At 63.7% G+C, this 20,523-nt stretch carries 18 protein-coding genes; 5 read left to right on the top strand and 13 right to left on the bottom strand.

The window, feature by feature from the left end:
* Window positions 1–3 precede the first annotated feature (3 nt).
* Both AC1DXN_RS13840 and AC1DXN_RS13835 read right to left on the bottom strand, forming a co-directional pair.
* Complete coding sequence (locus AC1DXN_RS13840; protein WP_477246033.1) at window positions 4–906, bottom strand: branched-chain amino acid ABC transporter permease; 903 nt, start codon at window positions 904–906, stop codon at window positions 4–6.
* Between the two features lie 433 nt (window positions 907–1,339).
* On the bottom strand, window positions 1,340–1,726 hold the full coding sequence (locus AC1DXN_RS13835; RefSeq protein ID WP_477246032.1) for an ectoine synthase: 387 nt from the start codon (window positions 1,724–1,726) through the stop codon (window positions 1,340–1,342).
* Window positions 1,727–1,900: 174 nt separating this feature from the next.
* Here AC1DXN_RS13835 and AC1DXN_RS13830 point away from each other — a divergent pair, with 174 nt between their 5' ends.
* Window positions 1,901–2,818 carry a LysR substrate-binding domain-containing protein gene (locus tag AC1DXN_RS13830; protein ID WP_477270600.1) on the top strand — a complete coding sequence of 306 codons (918 nt, stop codon included), beginning with the start codon at window positions 1,901–1,903 and terminating at the stop codon, window positions 2,816–2,818.
* Here the strand turns inward: AC1DXN_RS13830 and AC1DXN_RS13825 are convergent.
* The 3 genes from AC1DXN_RS13825 to AC1DXN_RS13815 form a co-directional block, all read right to left on the bottom strand.
* Window positions 2,811–3,812 (bottom strand): 4-hydroxyproline epimerase, encoded by a 1,002-nt coding sequence (locus AC1DXN_RS13825; protein WP_477270598.1) that lies wholly within the window; start codon window positions 3,810–3,812, stop codon window positions 2,811–2,813. The genes AC1DXN_RS13830 and AC1DXN_RS13825 overlap by 8 nt on opposite strands.
* Before the next feature lie 15 nt (window positions 3,813–3,827).
* Window positions 3,828–5,147 (bottom strand): NAD(P)/FAD-dependent oxidoreductase, encoded by a 1,320-nt coding sequence (locus AC1DXN_RS13820; protein WP_477270596.1) that lies wholly within the window; start codon window positions 5,145–5,147, stop codon window positions 3,828–3,830.
* A gap of 63 nt (window positions 5,148–5,210) precedes the next feature.
* The gene (locus tag AC1DXN_RS13815) at window positions 5,211–6,104 is read right to left on the bottom strand and encodes a dihydrodipicolinate synthase family protein (protein ID WP_477270594.1); all 894 of its coding nucleotides are present in this window, start codon (window positions 6,102–6,104) and stop codon (window positions 5,211–5,213) included.
* A gap of 108 nt (window positions 6,105–6,212) precedes the next feature.
* Here AC1DXN_RS13815 and AC1DXN_RS13810 point away from each other — a divergent pair, with 108 nt between their 5' ends.
* On the top strand, window positions 6,213–6,866 hold the full coding sequence (locus AC1DXN_RS13810; RefSeq protein WP_477246612.1) for a GntR family transcriptional regulator: 654 nt from the start codon (window positions 6,213–6,215) through the stop codon (window positions 6,864–6,866).
* 9 nt (window positions 6,867–6,875) lie between these two features.
* On the opposite strand, the gene AC1DXN_RS13805 is transcribed toward AC1DXN_RS13810, so the two are convergent.
* Together AC1DXN_RS13805 and AC1DXN_RS13800 are read right to left on the bottom strand one after the other, a co-directional pair.
* Window positions 6,876–7,193, bottom strand: coding sequence for a hypothetical protein (locus tag AC1DXN_RS13805; RefSeq protein ID WP_477270592.1), 318 nt, complete (start codon window positions 7,191–7,193; stop codon window positions 6,876–6,878).
* Window positions 7,194–7,606: 413 nt separating this feature from the next.
* The gene (locus tag AC1DXN_RS13800; protein WP_477270590.1) at window positions 7,607–9,103 is read right to left on the bottom strand and encodes a CoA-acylating methylmalonate-semialdehyde dehydrogenase; all 1,497 of its coding nucleotides are present in this window, start codon (window positions 9,101–9,103) and stop codon (window positions 7,607–7,609) included.
* A gap of 197 nt (window positions 9,104–9,300) precedes the next feature.
* Between AC1DXN_RS13800 and AC1DXN_RS13795 the strand changes: the two genes are divergently transcribed.
* From AC1DXN_RS13795 to AC1DXN_RS13785, 3 genes are all read left to right on the top strand, one after another.
* A complete protein-coding gene (locus tag AC1DXN_RS13795; RefSeq protein ID WP_477246022.1) occupies window positions 9,301–10,182 on the top strand; it encodes a LysR family transcriptional regulator in 882 nt (293 codons plus the stop codon).
* A 159-nt stretch (window positions 10,183–10,341) separates the two neighbouring features.
* Window positions 10,342–10,782 (top strand): hypothetical protein, encoded by a 441-nt coding sequence (locus AC1DXN_RS13790; RefSeq protein ID WP_477270588.1) that lies wholly within the window; start codon window positions 10,342–10,344, stop codon window positions 10,780–10,782.
* A gap of 14 nt (window positions 10,783–10,796) precedes the next feature.
* Complete coding sequence (locus AC1DXN_RS13785) at window positions 10,797–12,935, top strand: phospholipase D-like domain-containing protein (RefSeq protein WP_477270586.1); 2,139 nt, start codon at window positions 10,797–10,799, stop codon at window positions 12,933–12,935.
* Window positions 12,936–13,223: 288 nt separating this feature from the next.
* Here the strand turns inward: AC1DXN_RS13785 and AC1DXN_RS13780 are convergent, their stop codons facing one another.
* The 6 genes from AC1DXN_RS13780 to AC1DXN_RS13755 form a co-directional block, all read right to left on the bottom strand.
* A complete protein-coding gene (locus AC1DXN_RS13780) occupies window positions 13,224–14,480 on the bottom strand; it encodes a D-amino acid dehydrogenase (protein WP_477270584.1) in 1,257 nt (418 codons plus the stop codon).
* 105 nt (window positions 14,481–14,585) lie between these two features.
* Window positions 14,586–15,737, bottom strand: a complete 1,152-nt coding sequence (gene alr, locus AC1DXN_RS13775) for an alanine racemase (RefSeq protein WP_477270582.1) — start codon at window positions 15,735–15,737, stop codon at window positions 14,586–14,588.
* An 85-nt stretch (window positions 15,738–15,822) separates the two neighbouring features.
* Window positions 15,823–16,344: an RNA pyrophosphohydrolase gene (locus AC1DXN_RS13770; protein ID WP_477270580.1), complete on the bottom strand. Its 522-nt coding sequence runs from the start codon at window positions 16,342–16,344 to the stop codon at window positions 15,823–15,825.
* A 155-nt stretch (window positions 16,345–16,499) separates the two neighbouring features.
* Window positions 16,500–17,675, bottom strand: coding sequence for a divergent polysaccharide deacetylase family protein (locus tag AC1DXN_RS13765; protein WP_477270578.1), 1,176 nt, complete (start codon window positions 17,673–17,675; stop codon window positions 16,500–16,502).
* A 99-nt stretch (window positions 17,676–17,774) separates the two neighbouring features.
* Window positions 17,775–19,100: a S41 family peptidase gene (locus tag AC1DXN_RS13760; protein WP_477271468.1), complete on the bottom strand. Its 1,326-nt coding sequence runs from the start codon at window positions 19,098–19,100 to the stop codon at window positions 17,775–17,777.
* A gap of 1 nt (window position 19,101) precedes the next feature.
* The gene (locus tag AC1DXN_RS13755) at window positions 19,102–20,445 is read right to left on the bottom strand and encodes a murein hydrolase activator EnvC family protein (RefSeq protein ID WP_477246010.1); all 1,344 of its coding nucleotides are present in this window, start codon (window positions 20,443–20,445) and stop codon (window positions 19,102–19,104) included.
* Between the last annotated feature and the right edge of the window lie 78 nt (window positions 20,446–20,523).

Below are 20,523 nucleotides of genomic sequence, written 5' to 3'. Positions count from 1 at the left end.
ATTTCAGACCTTTTCGACTTCTGGCCGGCCAAGAATGCCGGACGGCAGGAAGATCAGCACGATCGCCAGGATGGAGAAGGCGGCGACGTCCTTGTAGTCGATGGAGAAATAGGCCGACCACATGCTCTCGATGAAGCCGATCAGCAGCCCGCCGAGCACGGCGCCGGGCAGCGAGCCGATGCCGCCGAGCACCGCCGCGGTAAACGCCTTAACACCGGGCGTGAATCCATCGGAAAATACCACCACGCCGTAATACATCAGGAACAGCGTGCCGGCGACGGCGGCAAGGGCGGCGCCCATGATGAAGGTGATCGAAATGGTACGGTCGACATCGATGCCGAGCAGCGCCGCCATCTTGCGGTCCTGCTCGCAGGCGCGCTGCGCTCGGCCAAGCGAGGTCTTGTTGACGAGATACCAGAACAGCGCCAGCAGGATCGCGGTGACCACGACAATGATGATCTGTTTCAGCGACACGCTGACGCCCTCGATCGTGAAGACCTTGGACACCATCGGCGGGACCGGCTTGTTACGCGGCCCTTGCGTCACCTGGACGAAATTGGACAGCGCGATCGACATGCCGATCGCGGTGATCAGCGGCGCCAGCCGGAACGAACCGCGCAGCGGCCGGTAGGCCACCTTTTCGATCGTCCAGTTGTAGAGGCTGGTAAGCAGCATCGCCACGATCATCATGATCAGCAGCGCGAGCACAATCGGCACCGAAGTGAACAGGGCGCCGAGGATGAGGAAGACGATGAGGGCGGTGAAGGCGCCGACCATGAAGATGTCGCCATGGGCGAAATTGATCATGCCGATGATGCCGTAGACCATCGTATAGCCGATTGCGATCAGCCCATAGATCGATCCCAGCGTCAGCCCGTTGATAAGCTGCTGGATGAAGTACTGCATGCTGTTGTGGCTCCCCTGGAATGTCGCCCATGCAGACGCATTCCTTTTCGTATTTCCCCTAGTCGTAAAGTTTCGAGCCCGGATTGCAACGTGATTTTTCGATGGTCATGCGTGTTTTCCCGACACGCCATCAGATTGCCCGTTTTTTCTTATCCGACCCCTGGACTATCGCGGACCCTATCATTGGCATAACGCAATGTCTTTGACGATTCGGCCGCATCATGCACCTCGTTTCGAAGAAACCACCGTCAAAATTAGGTGATGAGCAGGATCGTTGCGTCATTGAAGGCGATCCGGTTTTCGCGCCTTTCGCGCCCCGCGGCTCCGGATTCTGTTAGCTGGCGACAAACCTGCGCTAAAACGGATCATGGCCGGCGATTGAGATGGCCTTCAATCCGGCCATCCAATCGAGCAATGGTCGCTCCGCCTGGCCTCAATAGGCCGAACCGCCGTCCTGGCCAAGAACGTGCCGCTCAGTGCCCTTCAATGGCGGGTTGAACACGCTGACCAGGACCATGTCATTGGCCGCATCCGCGCGCAGGAAATGCTCGTCATGTTCGTCGAGCACATAGATCGTGCCCGGCTCGATGCGATGGACGGTGCCGGACATGTCCTCGACCTCACCCGCGCCGGCGATGCAGTAGCAGGCCTCGAAATGCCTGATGTAATGGAGCCGTGATTCGCTGCCGGCGCGCACGACGGTATGGCAGACGGTGAACCCCATGCCGTCCTGCTGGGTCAGCAGGCGATGGCTGGTGCCATTGCCCCAATCGACGAAGAAGTCAGATTTTTCTACATCAGTGAGTTGTCTTGTAAACATGATCGTTCTTTCGAAAGCTACGGCCACAGCCATGACACGCAAAACGGACTAAGGGATAGCGCTGCTTTATCTCAAGTTTTTGCGATGATCCCGGGATCCGCCTGCAGGAATGCCGCAGCTGAGGGGCGCTTTCAAATGATTGCTTCTCACCTGATATGTTAGTAAATTTGACAGATGGACTACATCCCGTTGAATGCCGTGCGCGCTTTCGAGGCGGCGGCCCGCCATTTGAGCTTTTCGGCTGCCGGCGAAGAGCTTCACGTCACCCACCCGGCCATCAGTCACCAGATCCGGCGGCTGGAGGAATGGCTGGGCGTCTCGCTGTTTCACCGGGATGCCCGCAAGGTGCGGCTGACCGAAGCCGGGGTGATCCTGCAGACCTCGGCCAGTGGCGCGCTTGCCGAACTCGACGCCACTTGCCGCCGCATTCGCCGCAATGCCGGCCAGGAAACCTTGTCCGTCGGCTGCATCCCTTCCATCGCCAGCCGCTGGCTGGTGCCGCGTCTGTCCGACTTTGCCGCCCGTCACCCCGGTATCGGCATGCGGGTCGCCTATGCCAAGGCCGATGAGAGGTTCATCGACGGCCACAACGATGTGCTGATCACGCTCGGCGCCGATCCCTCTCCCGACGTCACCAGCCTCAAGCTGTTTTCCCGCCTCAACCGGCCGGTGTGCAGCCCCCACTATCTCGCCGGCAAGGAACACCTGCGCACGCCGGCCGGCATCGCCGGCGCCGACCTGTTGCACGACGAGACCCGCGACGGCTGGCGCGAATGGTTTTCTGAAAGCGGCCTGCCCGGCGTCGATGTCGGCAATGGCCCGGTTTTCGCCGACTTCAGCATTCTTGCGACGGCGGTCATCGCCGGCCACGGCGTGGCGCTCTGCCCCGTCGAAGTTTTTCGCGATGAGCTGAAGCGCGGCGACCTGATCGTCCTGTCGGAGATCGCGACCAACCGCGACAAGGGCTACTTCCTGACCATGCTGGCGCAGGCCTCACCGGCAGCGGTCAAATTCGCCGACTGGTTTCGTCAGGAGGTTTCGGCTGACAAGGAAGCAGGCGGCTCTCAGGCCGGACAACTCGACGTCACTTGACGACGAAGCCATGCGCGAACGGATCGCGGTCGTCGATGAAGATCGTGTTCAGCCCGGTCATCCGCGCCCAACCCCCGATCGAGGGAATGATCGCCGGTTTGCCGGCAACGGTGACGTCTTTCTCGACCTTGCCCTTGAAGAGCGAGCCGATGATCGATTCGTGGACGAAGTCGTCGCCGGCCTTGAGCTTGCCCTTGGCATGGAGCTGCGCCATCCGCGCCGAGGTGCCGGTCCCGCACGGTGAGCGGTCGATCGCCTTGTCGCCGTAGAAGACGGCGTTGCGCGCGTCGGCCCCCTCCACCGTCGGCTTGCCGGTCCACAGCATGTGCGACAGCCGGTTGATGCCGGGATTTTCCGGATGCACGAAGGAATACTTCTCGTTGAGCCGCTGTCGCACCACCGGGCTCCAGGCGATGAAGTCGCCGGCTGAATGATCAGCCATGTCGCGATAGTTTTCTTGCGGCTCGACAATGGCGTAGAAATTGCCGCCATAGGCGACATCGACACTGATCTCGCCGAGCCCGGGGCATTCGACCGTCAGTCCCTCGGCATAGAGGAATGATGGCACATTGGTAATGCGCACTTCCTCGACATACTCGCCAACCTGTTTGTATTCGGCGGTGACCAGGCCGGCCGGCGTGTCGAGCCTCAGAACGCCCGGCGTCTTCGGCTTGATCAGCCCGTGCTCGATGGCCATCGTTACCGTGCCGATGGTGCCATGGCCGCACATCGGCAGGCAGCCCGACGTCTCGATGAACAGTATGGCAATGTCGCAATCCTCCCGCGTCGGCGGATAGAGGATCGAGCCCGACATCACGTCATGGCCACGCGGCTCGAACATCAGTCCGGTGCGAATCCAGTCATACTCGGCCAAAAAATGCGCGCGCCGCTCCATCATCGTCGAGCCCTGGAGCAGTGGCCCGCCGCCGGCGACCAGCCGCACGGGATTGCCGCACGTGTGGCCGTCGATGCAGAAGAAGGAATGCTTGGCCATGACGTCTCCTGGAACTCAAAACCGTTGTGGGCTGAAAGGGGCGAGATCGATCGGCGGAGTCTGCCCGAGAACGAGATCGCGGATCAAGCGGCCGGTAGCAGCCGACTGGGTCAGGCCGAGATGGCCGTGGCCGAAGGCATAGACGACAGACGGGCCGTTCCGAGCGCCGCCAATGACCGGCAGCGAATCCGGCAGCGAGGGACGAAACCCCATCCATTCGCGGCCGCCTGAGGGATCGAGCCCCGGCAGGAAGGCTTTCGCCTTTCCCAGCAGCGCCTTCGAGCGGGCATAGTTGGGTGGCCGCTCGATGCCGCCGAGCTCGACCGCGCCGCCGACGCGCAGGCCGGTATCGAGCGGCGTGATGACGAAGCCATGGCCGGAGAAGATCAGCTGCCGCTTCACATCGAAGGCGGTCTTCGGCAGCGTCGTGTTGTAACCGCGTTCGGTTTCGAGCGGGATGCGGTCGCCGAGATTTTTGGCCAGCAGATGCGACCAGGCGCCGGCGGCGATGACGAGGTGTTTTGCCTGCCGCGTCGTGCCATCGGCCAGCGTCAGCGTCGCGCCGTCCTGAGCCGCATCGATACGTTCGATCCGAACCTTTTCAAAACGCGCGCCCTTGCTCTGCGCATAGGCCCAGATGGCTTTGCCGAGCAATTTCGGGTCGGCGACGGTCTTCCATCCCGGCACGAACGTGGCCTTGATGAAGCGCGGTGACAGACCTGGCTGCAGCCGCGCCAGCTCTTCGCCATCGACATGGCGAAAGCCGATGCCGAAACGCTGCTTGGCCGCCCAGCCGGGCAGCGATGCCTTGAACTCGGCTTCGCTCTCATAGAGTTCGAGCGAGCCGTCCTCGTGCAGCATGTCTCCGGTACCGGAGCGCGCCATCAGCCCGGCCCATTCGGCTTCGGCGAGCCGCATCATCGCGACTTGTGCCGCGATGCTGCCCTCATAGCGATCACTGCGCCCGGCACGCCAGAAGCGGAACAGCCAGGGCAGGAGTTTTGGCAGATAGGCGGGCGGAATGCTGAGCGGCCCGAGCGGGTCGGCAAGCCATTTCGGCAGTTGCCTGATCATGCCCTTGTGGGCGAGCGGCAGCACGTCGGAAAAGGCAAAGGCAGCGGCATTGCCGGAGCTCGTCTCTTCGCAAATGCCCGTCCGGTCGAAGATCGTGACGTTGCGCCCTGCCTCAGTCAGAAAGGCAGCGGCGCAGATGCCGATGATGCCGCCACCGACTATGGCGATATCTTCCCCTTCTCCCCGTTCACGGGGAGAAGGTGCCCGAAGGGCGGATGAGGGGCGGCGCCCCGCTTCTGCCGATTTGGAATTTCCTTGCACGTGGGCGCTGCCCCTCATCTGGCTGCCGCCATCTTCTCCCCGTGAACGGGGAGAAGAGAGCCATCAAAACTGCGGCAGATTCGGCCGCACCGCCAACGCGTCTTTGACGATCTTCTCGACCGCCTTGCGGCGTTCGCCCGAAAGCGGCTGGCGCGGCATGCGCACCCGGTCGTTGGTTTGAATCGCAAAAACTTCGGCGAGCTTGATGTTCTGCACCAGATAGGTCGACACGTCGAGGTCGAGCAGCGGCCGGAACCAGCGGTAGATGCTCAATGCCTCCTCGCGGCGGCCCTGCTTCATCAGCTGGTAGATGGCGACCGTCTCGCGCGGGAACGCCACGACCAGTCCGGCCACCCAGCCGATGGCGCCGACCGACAGCGCCTCGAACGCCAGATTGTCGACGCCGGTGAACAGATCGTAGCGGTCGCCGAAGCGGTTGATGATCTCGGTCGAGCGGCGGATGTCGTCGGAGGATTCCTTGATGGCGACAAAACGCTTGTCCGACGCCAGCTCCTCCATCTGGTCGACGGTGACGTCGACGCGGTAGGCAAGCCGGTTGGAGTAGATCATCACCGGCAGATCGCCGGCCTGAGCGACGGCGCGCAGTGCTGCGACCGTCTCTTCCTCATTGGTGTGGTAGATCGGGCTCGGCACCACCATCAGCCCGTTGGCGCCTTCCTTCGCGGCGCGACGTGCGATGGTCGCCGCCTCGCGGGTGCCGGCCTCGTTGACGGTCAGCAACACCGGCTTCTTGCCGGCGACCTTCTGCGCCGTCTTCAGCACTTCGATCTTCTCGTCGGGCGACAGCATCGGCCCTTCGCCGAGCGAGCCGCAGACGATGATGCCGTCGCAGCCGGCCTCCATCTGCAGAGCAAAGCAGCGCTCCATCTCGGCATGGTCGAGGCGGTCGTCCTCGGTAAACTTGGTCGTGACGGCGGGGAAAACTCCGGTCCACATGGTCATCTCTCCATCTGATATATCAGTGATATATTTCAAGCGAAAGCCGCTGTCAATGCGGATTCCATTGTGATATATCCAAAATATATCAGGAGATGACCCTTGGCATTGGTCGACGAAAGCCAAAGCGCAGAGCCGGTGGCGGCGAAAGCCTACCGCGTGCTCGAGCACATGATCGTGACGCTCGAGCTGGCGCCCGCCAGCTTCGTCACCGAAGGCGCGTTGATCGAGCGGCTCAAGCTCGGGCGCACGCCGGTGCGCGAGGCGATCCAGCGGCTGGCCTGGGAAGGCTTGCTCGATGTCCGGCCGCGCGCCGGTATTGCCATTGCCCCGCTGCATCCCGGCGACTGGCTGCGCGTTCTCGACGCCAGGCGCGGCATCGAAGTGGTACTGGCCCGCTCGGCCGCCCGCTTCGTCACCCGCGAGGCAGCCGACCTGTTTCACGATGCGGCGCTTGCCATGCAGAAGGCGGTCATCTCCGGCAATGTGCTTGCCTTCATCCAGGCCGACAAGGCACTCGACGAGGCACTGGCGCTGGCCGCCGACAATCCGTTCGCTGCCCGGCTGGCCGCACCCTTGCAGACCCACAGCCGCCGCTTCTGGTTCCGCTACAAGGCCGACACCGGCCTCGCTGAGTCTGCCGAGCACCACGTCGCGCTGATCCGCTCGATCTTGGCCGGCGACGAAGAGGCCGCCGCCAAGGACGCCAAGCGCCTGATGGCGCTGCTGCGCGGCCATGCCGAGGCAGCTGCCACGCGCTGATCAGGCAGCTCAGTTCCCGTGCGCCATCGCGTTCACGGTGAGGGTATTCTCCCATCCCTCACCGATCGCGAGGATACAGCTTTGGCCGTTTACGTCGGTTATCAGCAGGGTCCATGTCCCACTTGCCGAGACATAGATTTCGACAACGGCAGCTTGCCCGACAACACCGTAGCCGATCTGCCTCTGTTGAAAGGCCTGCGCCAGTCCGGCGATAACGTCACTGTGGCCGCCGCAGACGAGTTGCGCCTGAGCGGGCAGCGTCGACAGCGCCAACGCGGCGGCGATCGCGGCTATCCTGATCCATCGAAACGAAAATATGTGTGCCATTTGGCACCTCCTTCGCCTTCACGTTCCGGCAAAGGGAGGCACATAGGCAGCCTCAATATGCCGGAGCGTTCCAGGCCGGGTCCGACGTCTTCATCACGTCACTCCTTCTGGTTTCCGGTCTGTCGTCTGGGAATTTTGTCTCATTCCCTCGATTCGATATGGTGAGGTCCCGATCCGAAAACAAGCACCATTGCCTTGCCGTCACCGGCGCCACCTCACAGGATTTTGTCACCGCATGACACGATCCAAGCAACAGGATGCCGTGCAAAAAAAGGCGCGGCAAAAGCCGCGCCCTTGGCTCGATAAAATCCGACCTCAGTTCATCGTCGGAATGACAAACTCTGCACCATCTTTGATGCCTGCCCGCGCACCCGCAGCCGAAGGCGAGGACGCGCAAACAGGAAATCGTCCGGCTAGTTCATCGTCGGAATGACGAACTCCGCACCATCCTTGACGCCGGACGGCCAGCGCGACGTCACCGTCTTGGTCTTGGTGTAGAAGCGGAACGCGTCCGGGCCGTGCTGGTTGAGGTCGCCGAAGGAGGAACCCTTCCAGCCGCCGAAGGTGTAATAGGCGATCGGCACCGGGATCGGCACGTTGACGCCGACCATGCCGACCTGGACACGGCTTGCAAAGTCGCGCGCCGCGTCACCGTCACGGGTGAAGATGGCCACGCCATTGCCCATTTCATGGTCGTTGGCGAGCTTGATGGCGCTCTCATAGGTCGGTGCACGCACCACCGAGAGCACTGGGCCAAAGATCTCTTCCTTGTAGATGCGCATGTCCGCCGTCACATTGTCGAACAGGCAGCCGCCCATATAGTAGCCGTCTTCATAGCCCTGCATGGAGAAGCCGCGGCCGTCGACGACCAGCTTGGCGCCTTCCTTGACACCGATGTCGACATAACCCTTGACCCGCTCCAGCGCTTGCGCCGTGACCAGCGGGCCGAAATCGGCGGACGAATCCGTCGACGGGCCGACCTTCAGGCTTTCGACGCGCGGGATCAGCTTTTCCATCAGCCGGTTGGCGGTGTCGTTGCCGACCGGAACCGCCACCGAGATCGCCATGCAGCGCTCGCCGGCCGAGCCGTAGCCGGCGCCTATCAGCGCGTCGACGGCCTGGTCCATGTCGGCATCGGGCATGATGACCATGTGGTTCTTGGCGCCGCCGAAGCACTGCACGCGCTTGCCCGACGCGGTGCCGCGCGAATAGATGTACTGGGCGATCGGCGTCGAGCCGACGAAGCCGATGGCCTTGATATCAGGATCGTCGAGGATGGCGTCGACCACGTCCTTGTCGCCATTGACGACGTTGAGGATGCCTGCCGGCAGGCCGGCCTCGATGAACAGTTCGGCGATGCGCATCGGCACACCTGGGTCACGCTCGGAAGGCTTCAGGATGAAGGCGTTGCCGCAAGCGATGGCCGGCGCGATCTTCCACAGCGGGATCATGGCCGGGAAATTGAACGGGGTGATGCCGGCAACGACGCCGAGCGCCTGACGCATCGAATAGACGTCGATGCCGGGGCCGGCGCCATCGGTGAATTCGCCCTTCATCATATGCGGTGCGCCGATGCAGACTTCGACCACTTCGAGGCCGCGCTGGATGTCGCCCTTGGCGTCGGCGATGGTCTTGCCGTGCTCGCGCGCCAGGATCTCGGCCAGCGAGTCGTATTCCTTGGCGACCAGTTCGAGGAACTTCATCAAGACGCGCACGCGCCGCTGCGGGTTGGTTGCCGCCCATTTGGGCTGGGCTTCCCTGGCATTGATGACCGCTGCGCGCAGTTCCGCCTGCGAAGCCAGCGCCACCGTGCCGCGCACAGTGCCGTCCATCGGCTGCATGACATCCTGCTTGCGGCCGCTGGTGCCGGCGACATGCTTGCCGCCGATGAAATGACCGTAGTCGATCATGATTTCTCTCCCTTTGTTGTGATGGGATTATTCAACGCCTTTGCGCGGTCGATGGCAACGCGAGCCAGAACGCAACCGTTGTGCGTAAAATAGATATCGGTTGGTGTCTGTGCATTAATTGCCGCAAATGATAGGGTGCAGCGTCGATTGCTGGAACCACACGTTGAGCCTTGACCGTTTTCACCGGGACCATTCCCATGAACTGGGATGACGTCCGCATCTTCCTCGCCGTGGCCCGTGCCGGCCAGATCCTTGGCGCCGCCAAGCGGCTGGAGCTCAACCACGCCACCGTCTCGCGCCGCATCGCCGCGCTCGAAGATGCGCTCAGGACGAAACTCTTTCGCCGGCTTACCACCGGTAGCGAGCTAACGCCGGCCGGCGAGCGCTTTCTCGACATCGCCGAGCGCATGGAGGGCGACATGATCGCCGCGCGCTCCACCGTTGCCGGCGAGGGCGACGATGTCTCCGGCACAGTGCGCATCGGCGCGCCGGACGGTTTTGGCGTCGCCTTTTTGGCCAAGCACCTCGGCCAGCTCACCGCGCTTCACCGCGAACTCACCATCCAGCTGGTGCCGGTGCCGCGCTCCTTCTCGCTGTCCAGGCGCGAGGCCGACATCGCCATCACCGTCGAGCGGCCAACGGAAGGCCGACTGGTGGCGGGGAAGCTGGTCGATTACACGCTCGGCCTGTTCGCCTCCCGCGCCTATGCCGAGGCGCATGGTCTGCCCAAAACAGCCGCCGAGCTTGGCCAGCACAATCTGATCGGCTACGTGCCGGACCTCATCGTCAGCCCCTCGCTCGACTATGCGGCCGAGTTCAGCGCCGACTGGCGCACCAGCTTTGCCATTTCCTCGGCACTCGGCCAGGCGGAAGCGGTGCGATCGGGGGCCGGCATCGGTATCCTGCACACCTTCGTCGCCCGCTCGATGCCGGAGTTGCTGCCGGTCGACATCGTCGCGCCCATCCGCCGCGCCTACTGGCTGGTCTATCACGAATCGGTCCGGCCGCTGCGCCGCGTCCAGATCGTCGCCAATTTCATCACCAAGGCGGTGGAGCGGGAACGCGGGCTATTCGTATAGGATCGGGGCGCGTCGGGCACGAATGTACCGTCCGTAGTGCGAACCAAGCCGCCTTGCCCTTGCCACAAAATCGGCCAGTGTGGCATCAGGTGCAGGCGTTCTCGATCACGTGGCCAAAGCGCTGGGTGGGGACATTTTCGGAAATTGGCGCGGATAGACATGCGAGCCGTTCTTGCCATCCTGCCGCTGGTTTTCGTCTCGGCCTGCGCCAACCCGTGGACGAAGGTGCCGGAAGCGGAATTGCCCAAGCCGATCCGCACGGCCATGGCACGCCCCTCGCCTTTCGTCTTCGGCAATTACTGCGGCCCCGGCACCCGCACCGGCGACCTCTCGGCCCGGCCGGTCGACCGCCTCGATAGGGCTTGCCAAACCCATGACGCCTGCTACATCGCCCGTCGCAACCATTGCGATTGTGACAGCGCGCTCATCGCTTCGGCCAGGACGATCCGCGATGACAGGACGGCGCCAAAGAAGATGCGCGGCGAGGCAGAGCTTTTGATCGCCACCTTCGTGCTTCCGGTCTGCAAGGTCTTTCCGCAAGGCTTCATGCCGCCGCGCGATCCCGCCCAGTTGAAGGAATTGAACGAGGCAGCGGGTTGAACCGGGCCGCGTGCATGGCCCTGTTCGGACTGGCGTTTGCCGCGCTTGCCGGTTGCGCCGGACCACTTCGCCATGGCTGTGATTTCTTCCCCAACGGAAAGGATTGCTCGAGACCGTCGCTGTCGGCGGGTACATCAGAACCGCAAATCGCGGCCAACCGGTTTTTCGGCGACACCGGCACCAGCGACTACGAAAAGCAGTTCCTGGCGCTGCTCGCCCACAACCAGATCGGCGCCATCGACCGCACCAATGGTACCGGCCCTTTCGGCCATGATCGTCACGCCATCGCCAACAGCGATTTCCAGGCGACCTATCGGGCGCTGGAACAATTGGCAAAGCCGCTCGCCACCGCGCAGGTGCCGCCGGCGAGCGGCCAAGCGGGCGAAGGCCGTTTCGACGGCCGCTGGCGGGTGTCGCGGCAGACGCTCTATGTCGACGCCGCCGCCCGGCCATCTCAGCCAAAGACCTTCAGCTTTTCCGGCCTGCAGGCACGCTCGGTCGAAATCCTGCTGCGCCAGGCGGGACGGCAATCTGTCGACATCGGCGGTACCTGCGACGGTGCGCTGGCGCTCCGTGCCGGCGGCCATTCGCGCACCATCGCCAGGGGCGCGGCATTTGGTTTCCACCTGTCCGGGGAGGGTGTCGCCGTCAGCCTGTTTCCGAGCGAAAGTGTGAACCGCTGCGACCTGCAAATCCGCTCCAGCCTTGCGCTGGCCGGCACGCCGCTCACCATCCTGCGCGAAGAAATCGCCGACCCGGCGCTGGCCGCCTTCGATAGCCGCTACCAGCGCTGTCCGGTCCCCGATCCGGCCGGCCTCGAAGAACTCGACCACGTTTTCTACGCCAGCCGCTGGCTGTCGCAGACCTGCTCGCTGCCGCTAGGGTCACCACGACTGTTGCGCAAGTCGCGCGAGGGCTTCAACGCCAAGGTCGAAGCGCTGATGGGCGCGGCCTTGCCCGACAGCGCCTTCGACAAGGGCGATCCCGAACTGCCGCTCGATTTCTCGCACGCGCCCAAACTCAGGCTGATCTATCTGTCGTCGCTGGAGTTCAAGGCGGACTTTTCCGGCCGCATTATCGAGCGGCTGATCCGCCATCACGCCGCGCTCGGCACCAAGGTGCGCATCATGGTCACCGACGTGCTGGAGCGCGACAAGGACGACGCCATGCTGCATCGGCTGGCGGCCGAATTCCCCAATGTCGAGCTGCAGGAATACCGCTGGCGGCCAGACCACGGCGCGCCGATCGACGAGCAGCTGTCGCAATTCCACAAGACCCACCACGTCAAGATGCTGGCGACGCTTAGCGACGATCCGGGCCGCTCCCGCGTCATCATCGGCGGCCGCAACATCCATGACGGCTTCCTGTTCCACCAGCCTGTCGACCTGTCGCGCTACCCGAACCTCCAGCAATATGGCCGGACCGACGGACTGTCGCTGAATTACTATTCGAACTGGAGCGACTTCGACATCGAGATATCGGACCGGGCCACGGTCGAGACGCTCGCCGCGCATCTTTCGACGCTGTGGCTGCGCGACGCCGACACCAACATTATCAGGCCCTTCTCCATTCCGGTCCGCTCAGGCAGCCAGCGTCCGCAAGGCACAGCGCGACATTTCATCTCCGTGCCTTACGAGGATGGGCATGCTCTGGAAGCCTATTTCGTCGAGCTGATCGACACCGCCGAGCACCGTATCGAGATCGTCAATCCCTATCTCAACCTGACGCCGAAGCTCGCTCTGGCCTTCGACCGGGCGCTGGCCCGTGGCGTCAGGATTGACATCGTCGGCCGCATCGACCTCAAGGGCGACATCGGCGGTAAGTTCCTGACAGCGCTGAACAAGCTGTTCGTCGAGAAATACGGCGACCGCATCAACATCCGCGAATTCAAGGCGCCCGATGTCGTGCTGCATTCCAAGATCATGATGATCGACGAAAGGCTGGTGACGATCTCGTCGGTCAACCTCAACAACCGCAGCTTCTTCCACGATTCGGAGAACGGCATGATGGTGCTCGATCCCGCCTTCTATGCCAGGATGCAGCCGATCTACGACGACTATGTCGCCCACTCCAACCCGGTCTCGACGAAAGTGACGATCCCGTGGGCCTACCGCCTGTTGTTCAGCAAAGGCTGGGTGAAGGAAGCGTTTTAGAGCATAACGACGACAGCCGATTGAAGGCCGCCAAACGTTCGTCATCCTAGGGCGAAGCAGGAGCGAAGCTCCGTCGCGGAGACCCTAGGATCCATTCCGTGACCTCTATCGAAGGCTGCAGCGGAGCAGAATTCTGAACCGTGGCAACACCTTAGCCTCACGGCATGGATCCCGGGGTCTGCGCCGCGTCGCTTCGCTCCTTGCTCCGCCCCAGGATGACGACCTCATGGAGGTCTCCGCCAATCCCACCGTAACTGCTGGTGTGAATCGGCTCGGCAAACACTCGCACTAACTCTGATACCGCTCTGGCCCCAACTCGCGCACATTGATGTCCGGCACCCGGCTGGAGATGATGTCGGCCAGCACCTTGGCCGAGCCGCAGGCCATGGTCCAGCCGAGCGTGCCATGGCCGGTGTTGAGATAGAGGTTGGAGAACTCCGTGCGGCCGATCAGCGGCGGTCCGTCCGGCGTCATCGGCCGCAGCCCGCACCAGAACGTCGCCGCCTTGAGGTCGCCGCCCTCCGGAAACAGGTCGCCGACCGAGTGCTCGAGCGTGCGGCGCCGCGATTCGTGCAGCCTGAGATCGAAGCCTGAAATTTCCGCCGTGCCGCCGACGCGGATGCGGTCGCCAAGCCTGGTGATCGCCACCTTGTAGGTTTCGTCCATGATCGTGGATTCGGGCGCGGCGGCCGCATCCTTGATCGGCACGGTGATCGAATAGCCTTTGACCGGGTAGACCGGGATCGGCCGTTTCAGCTGGCGCATGAATTTCGCCGAATAGCTACCCATCGCCATCACATAGGCGTCGGCTACCCGCCAGCCCTTGTCGGTGGCGATGTTGGTGATGCGGTTGCGGTTCTTGACGACGCGTCTGATCGTCGTGCCGTATTCAAAGGTGACGCCGCGCGCCACGCACAGCTCCGCCAGACGGTCGGTGAACATCTTGCAATCGCCGGTCTCGTCGCCCGGCAGCCTGAGGCCACCGACGAACTTTTCGCGCACGCCCGCCAGTGCCGGCTCCGCCGCGATGCAGCCATCGGGGTCGAGCACCTCGTAGGGAACGCCATAGGTCTTCAGCACCTCGATGTCGCCGGCCGTGCCGTCGAGCTGCTTTTGCGTGCGGAAAAGCTGCAGCGTTCCCTTGGCCCGCGCATCATAGGCAATGCCGGTCGTCTCGCGCAGCGCCTTCAGCGTGTCGCGGCTGTATTCGGCGAGCGGCACCATGCGCGCCTTGTTCACCGCGTAGCGTTCCGCCGTGCAGTTGCGCAGCATCTTGAGCAGCCAGACCCACATATGCGGATCGAAAGCCGGCCGCACCACCAGCGGCCCATGCTTCATCAGCAGCCACTTGATCGCCTTCAGCGGGATGCCGGGTCCCGCCCAGGGCGAGGCGTAGCCGGGCGACACCTCGCCGGCATTGGCAAAACTGGTTTCCAGCGCCGGACCTTTCTGGCGATCGATCACCGTCACTTCGTGGCCGGCCTCGGCGAGAAAATAGGCGGTGGTGACCCCGATCACGCCGCCGCCCAACACCAGGATCTTCATCGCACCATTCTCCACGACGACGTCTCGCCTGGGCTTGAAGCCCAGACCGTCGCTTTCTGTCTGCCGGATTTTGCAGCGTCCGCCAAGTGCTTGCGTGCTCTGCCGCTATCCGTTGTCGTAGCGGCGATGGAAGCGGGAGCCGAGGCTGGTCAGGATTTCATAGCCGATGGTGCCGGCATGACCGGCGGCATCGTCGACGCTCTGTAAGGGACCCAGGAGTTCGACGAGGTCACCTTCCGCAAGCTTGCCCGCCGGCAGCGCGGAAATGTCGAGGATGATCGAGTCCATCGACACGCGCCCGAGGAAGGGCAAGCGCACGCCTTCGAACCAGGCGGCGGAAGCCGCGCGGCGGTGCCAGCCATCGGCATAGCCAAGTGAAATTGTCGCCGCGCTCAACGGACCCGTCGCGTGAAAAATGTGGCCGTAGCCGACGCCGGCTCCCTTTTCGAGTCGCCGCGTCTGCACGACCTTGGCCTGCAGCCGCACCACCGGCAGCATCGGGTTCGGTTCGCCCGGCGTTGGATTGATGCCGTAGAGCGCCGCCCCCGGGCGGGCGAGGTCGAAATGAAAGGCCGACCCCAGGAAGATGCCGGAGGAATTGGCGAGCGAGGCGGGAGCCTCGGGCAGCACCTTTCGCAGGCGTTCGAAGACCAGCCATTGCCGCTCGTTGGCCGGATGCTCCGGCTCGTCGGCGCAAGCGAGATGGCTCATGACAAGGGTAACGGCGATGCCGTCGAAGGCATGCGGATCAGCAGCAATCGCTTCCACTTCCGCAGGTGCCATGCCGAGCCGCGACATGCCGCTGTCGACCTGGATGGCGGCTGGCAGTTTCCTGCCGGCCTGTCGGCCGGCTTCACCCCATGCTTTGAGCTGGCCAGCGCTGTTGATGACGGGAACAAGGTCCGCTGCAACCGCCTCTGCTTCCGAGCCGGGCGGCAGGCCGTTGAGGACATGGACCACTGGTTGGGGTCCGAGAGCCTTGCGCAGCGTCAGACCCTCGGCCAAAAGCGCGACGAAGAAGATCCTGCAACCTTCTTCTGCCAGCGCCCGTGCGACTGGTGCCGCGCCCAGACCATAGCCGTCGGCCTTGACGACACCGGCGCACCGCACGCCACCCAGTTGCGCCTTCAATCGCCGGTAGTTTTCCCTGATGGCGCCAAGGTCGATGGTCAGAATCGCGCCGGCCGCCGCTTCGCTGACCGGCTCGCCGGCAGTGTCTAAAGGTTCGGAGAGAGACCCTTTGGCGGCGTTGCTCATGCCAGCCCCTTGTTGCATCAACCCATCAATAGGGCCGCCGCGCGGGCGCGGCAACCATGCGGAGACGATGCCGTTCCTGGCCGCCTTACGCCACCAGATGCCGGAACGCCGCCACCACGTCCTCATAGACCTTGCGCTTGAACGGCACGATCAGCTCGGGCAGGTCCTGCATTGGCCGCCAGGCCCATTTGTCGAACTCGGCCGCATGCCCGCCCGGCGGCGGATTGATCTGGATTTCGCTCGCCTCGCCGTGAAATCGGAAGGCAAACCATTTTTGCGTCTGACCGCGAAAGCGTCCCTTGAAGGCGATACCGACCAGGTCGGGCGGCAGGTCGTAGTTGATCCAGTGCGGCGCTTCGACCAGCAGCGAGACCGAGCGCATGCCGGTTTCTTCGTAGAGTTCGCGCTCCGCCGCCTGCAGAGGCTCCTCGCCCTTGTCGATGCCGCCTTGCGGCATCTGCCAGAGCTGCGTCGTGCCAGCGAATTCGCTGTCCGGTTCGGCAATGCGATGGCCGACCCAGACCAGGCCGTCGCCATTGAGGATCATCAGCCCGACGCAGGGACGATAGGGCAGCGTTTCGGGGTCGACACGTTTCTTCTTCGACATCGGGTCAGATTTCCAGCCGTTTTGAGAATTCGCTCCGGCGAGGCAGGTGGCAGCGCTTTCGAGAACCGGAGCGGAGCGTACTTAAAGTACGTGAGCACCGGAAGCGCAGAAAACGCCGCCAGATGCCCGCCGGAGTAGAATTATCAAAACGGCTGTCAGCCTTTTTCCGGGTCAATGGCCACCGCCGAGATCGGCACGATCTCGATGCCGCGCTTCTTGGCTTCGATCACCCAGGACGACACCGTGTCGACGGTCAGGTCGAAGGCCGAGCCTATGCCGACGGCAGAGCCTTTGGCCCGCGCGGTGGCTTCCAGCGCGTCGAGCTTTTTGAGAATCGCGCCGCGATCCTGCACAGCGTCGATCGCCGTGTCGCCGGCGACGAACGGCACGCCGTCCTTCAACGCCAGGTCTGGCGCCAGGCTGCGCGCCGACGAGCCATCGTCGACATAGGCCAGGCCGCGTCTGCCGAGCTCGGCCATAAATGGCCCCATCGCTGTCGCATCGACCGAAAAGCGCGCGCCCATATAGTTCATGACGCCGGTATAGTTGGTGGTCCGCGACAGCGCCCAGCGCAAATTCTTCAAATTCTCATCCGGCGTCGCGGAAACAGTCAGCGTGTTGCGGCCGGGATTGACGTTGGGATAGTCGAACGGCTCCAGCGGCACCTGCAGGACGATCTCATGCCCGCCCTGCCGCGCCGCCTGCATCCAGCGGCCGATGCTGTTGCCTTGCGGCGCGAAGGCCAGCGTCACCTCGGCCGGCAGCTTGGCAATCGCCGCCTGCGTGCCGGTCTGCGACACGGCCAGCCCGCCAATGACGATCGCCACGCGGGCACCGCGCGCGCCGGACCATGGTCGCGCATAGACATCGAACGGCCGCCTTCCGTCGGCGGCACGGATCGGCAACGGTCCGGTGTCGCTGGGCTCGATCAGCGCCTTGTCGGGAATATGCGCGATCTTCAGGTTCTGGCCGAGCGTCGACGGGTCGTGGATGACGATGGCCGCCTTGGGCGGACCGTCGCCCTCTTCCGTTTGCACATGGATGATCTGCGGCCCGCCTGTCTTGGCCGGCGCGTCCGCCTTCGGCGCTGCCGTTGCAGTGACCGGTGCGGCCGCAGGCTCTGCCGCGGCCGTCACTTTCGGCGTCGACACGGTGGCTGCTTCCGGTTTGCGGAACGGCTTTTCGCGCAGCGCGATCGCACCGGAGATGCCGACCACCGCCAGCACGGCAAGCGTGGCCGCAACCGCACCGCTGCTGGTGCTGCGGGCCACGCGCGGCGACCGGACGGTCTGTCCGAGCGGGCGTTCGATATCCTTTACGATGTCTGCCAAGCAGCATCCCCGAATCAAACTGCCGGAACCTCACGGTCCCGGCAGCATTGCATTGCTTCGATCAGCCGGCCAGAGCTGCTTGCCCGGCCGGGTCGACCCTTACTGGTTGAGCACAGCCTTCTCCGGATTCGGCGGGAATGCCGGATCGGTCTTCTGGCCGCGCAACAGCTGCTCGGCATAGATGAGCTGCAGATCGTCTTTCGGATCCGGCGGCACATAGGCAGCCGAGCCCGAACCGGTATCGCTCTCATCGGCGCCTTTGATGTGGCCCTTGAGGTCCGATTCGCCACGAGTCAGATCCCTGCCCTGCAATTCCGGCGGCAGCGGCTGGTCGACCTTGATGTCGGGCGTGATGCCCTTGCCCTGGATCGATTTGCCGGATGGCGTGTAGTAGAGCGCCGTCGTCAGACGCAGCGCACCGTTCTCGCCAAGCGGGATGATGGTCTGCACCGAACCCTTGCCGAAGGACTGCGTGCCGACCACGGTGGCGCGGCGCAGGTCCTGCAGCGCGCCGGCAACGATTTCCGAGGCACTGGCCGAGCCGCCATTGACGAGCACGATCAGCGGCTTGGCGCCGATGTCGTCGCCCGGCCTTGCGTCGAAGCGGGTGACGTCCTTGGGATCGCGGCCGCGGGTCGAGACGATCTCGCCACGGTCGAGGAAGGCGTCGGACACGCTCACAGCCTGGTCGAGCAGGCCGCCCGGGTTGAGCCTGAGATCGAGCACATAGCCCTTGAGCTTGTCGTTCGGCACCTGCTTCTTGATGGTGTCGATGGCGTTCTCGAGGTCGTCATAGGTCTTTTCGGTGAACGAGGTGATCTTCATGTAGCCGACGTCGTTTTCGACCCGGAACTTGACCGCCTTGACCTTGATGATGTCGCGCACGACCGTCAGCTCGATCGGCTTGTCGGCGCCCTGGCGCAGGATGGTCAGCTTGATCGGCGTGTTGACCGGTCCGCGCATCTTCTCGACCGCGTCGTTCAGCGTCAGGCCGCGCACCTCGTCGCCGTCGATCTTGGCGATATAGTCGCCGGCCAGCACGCCAGCCTTGGCGGCCGGTGTGTCGTCGATCGGCGTGATCACCTTGACCAGGTCGTTCTCCATGGTGACCTCGATGCCAAGGCCGCCGAACTCACCCTTGGTCTGCACGCGCATGTCCTGCGCCTGCTCGGCATTCATGTAGGACGAGTGCGGATCAAGCGAGGCGAGCATGCCGTTGATGGCGTTTTCGACCAGCGACTTGTCGTCCGGCGGCGTCACATACTGCGCCCGAACACGCTCGAAGATGTCGCCGAAGATCGCCAGTTGCTTGTAGGTTTCGGAGCCCGCAGCGTTCGCCGTCGAGCCAGGCGCGCCGTAGACCAGGCTCATCGCTGATGCGCCCATCAGCGCACCGGCAAACAGAAGCGACAGTTTCCGCATAATTTCACGTCCTTCCAGAAAAACGGTCCGCCCACCATGGGGTCGGATCGACGGGTTTTCCATCCTTGCGGAACTCGACATAGAGTTCCGGCGTGGCATTTCCATTCTTCGAGGCCGAGGTGCTTGCCACCCGGGCCTCTCCCATCGCGCCGACCGGCTCTCCTGCGAGCACCGACTGGCCAGACGCGACGCTGATTCTGCTCATCCCCGCCAGAACGACATGATAGCCGTCACCTGCGTTCAGGATCAAGAGTTGACCGTAGGAGCGAAAGGGCCCCGCATAAAGCACATTTCCGTCCGCCGGTGCGGTGACGATGGCTCCCGATTGTGTCGCAACCATGTCGCCAAGCATCACTGCGCCGTTACCGTCGTCGGCCCCGAAGCGCCGCTTGATCTTGCCGGTGACCGGCAGCGCGACCTGCCCCTGAAGTGCCGAAAACGGCGCCGTGGCGGTCAGCTGATTGCCTTCCGGCACCGGCAGCGACGCCAGTTCCGTTGACGCGGTTGTGCCTGCGTCCGCCTTGTCGGCGTCAGCCGCCTTCTGCTCGCCGGCCTTAACGGCATCCGCCGCCTTGCGGCTCTTGTCGGCCTCGAGCGAGGCGATCAGCTCCTTCAGGCTGCCGGCCTTGGCCGCAAGTGCCTGGGATCGCTGCTTTTCGGCCACCATCGCCGTCCAGGTGTCCGCTTCGAGCTTCTGCTTGGCCTCGAGCAACATGCTGAGCCGCTTCTTTTCCGCTGCCTGCTCGCTGACCGCCGCGGTCAGGCGTGCCCGCTCGGCCTCGATAGAGGCGGTCACCCGCGATTGTTCCTTGAGGTCGGCCAGCAAGCTGTCGGTCTGCTGGCGCAGTTCCGGCACCACCGCGCCGAGCAGGATGGCGCTGCGCACCGAAGACAGCGCGTCCTCGGGCTTGACCAGGATCGCCGGCGGCGGGTTGAGCCCCATGCGCTGCAGCGCGCCCAGCACCTCAGCCAGGACGTCGCGCCGCGCCATCAGCGAAGTGCGGAGCTTCTGCTCCTGCCCCTTCAGCCCTTCAAGCTTGGCGCCGATGTCCTCGATGTCCTGGCCGAGCTTCTGCTCGGTCATCGCCGACTGGATCAGCGCCGCGGTGATCGATGCATGGTCCTTCTTGACCGCCGCGATGTCGGCGGCAAGCTTGCCCAACCGCTCAGACGACAGCGTGATCTCTTTCGAGACCTGCTCGTACTCGGCCCGGCTCTGATCGGGATCGGGCGCCATGTCCAGCGTGTTCTGCGCCCGCACGGCGCCCAGCGAAAGCGCAACCGCCGCCGCAGCGATGCCGCAGCGCGCGCGCCAGGAGCTCGTTCTTGATTTCCAGTCTTCAGACATTGAAGCCCGACTCTATGCGCGGCTTCGTTAACGAACAATCAACCATATTCGAAAGGTCCACCAGCTCAGCGCAATCTG

The organism is Mesorhizobium sp. P2_H9 (assembly GCF_056403215.1).
The sequence above is the reverse complement of the archived record's forward strand: the minus strand, read 5'-3'. Positions and strand labels throughout refer to the sequence as shown.

Bases quoted from the DNA above. Each gene is read 5' to 3' on its own strand.
- AC1DXN_RS13840 (WP_477246033.1), bottom strand. From the start codon at position 906: ATGCAGTACTTCATCCAGCAGCTTATCAACGGGCTGACGCTGGGATCG.
- AC1DXN_RS13835 (WP_477246032.1), bottom strand. From the start codon at position 1,726: ATGTTTACAAGACAACTCACTGATGTAGAAAAATCTGACTTCTTCGTC.
- AC1DXN_RS13830 (WP_477270600.1), top strand. From the start codon at position 1,901: ATGGACTACATCCCGTTGAATGCCGTGCGCGCTTTCGAGGCGGCGGCC.
- AC1DXN_RS13825 (WP_477270598.1), bottom strand. From the start codon at position 3,812: ATGGCCAAGCATTCCTTCTTCTGCATCGACGGCCACACGTGCGGCAAT.
- AC1DXN_RS13815 (WP_477270594.1), bottom strand. From the start codon at position 6,104: ATGTGGACCGGAGTTTTCCCCGCCGTCACGACCAAGTTTACCGAGGAC.
- AC1DXN_RS13805 (WP_477270592.1), bottom strand. From the start codon at position 7,193: ATGGCACACATATTTTCGTTTCGATGGATCAGGATAGCCGCGATCGCC.
- AC1DXN_RS13800 (WP_477270590.1), bottom strand. From the start codon at position 9,103: ATGATCGACTACGGTCATTTCATCGGCGGCAAGCATGTCGCCGGCACC.
- AC1DXN_RS13795 (WP_477246022.1), top strand. From the start codon at position 9,301: ATGAACTGGGATGACGTCCGCATCTTCCTCGCCGTGGCCCGTGCCGGC.
- AC1DXN_RS13790 (WP_477270588.1), top strand. From the start codon at position 10,342: ATGCGAGCCGTTCTTGCCATCCTGCCGCTGGTTTTCGTCTCGGCCTGC.
- AC1DXN_RS13785 (WP_477270586.1), top strand. From the start codon at position 10,797: ATGGCCCTGTTCGGACTGGCGTTTGCCGCGCTTGCCGGTTGCGCCGGA.
- AC1DXN_RS13780 (WP_477270584.1), bottom strand. From the start codon at position 14,480: ATGAAGATCCTGGTGTTGGGCGGCGGCGTGATCGGGGTCACCACCGCC.
- alr (WP_477270582.1), bottom strand. From the start codon at position 15,737: ATGAGCAACGCCGCCAAAGGGTCTCTCTCCGAACCTTTAGACACTGCC.
- AC1DXN_RS13770 (WP_477270580.1), bottom strand. From the start codon at position 16,344: ATGTCGAAGAAGAAACGTGTCGACCCCGAAACGCTGCCCTATCGTCCC.
- AC1DXN_RS13755 (WP_477246010.1), bottom strand. From the start codon at position 20,445: ATGTCTGAAGACTGGAAATCAAGAACGAGCTCCTGGCGCGCGCGCTGC.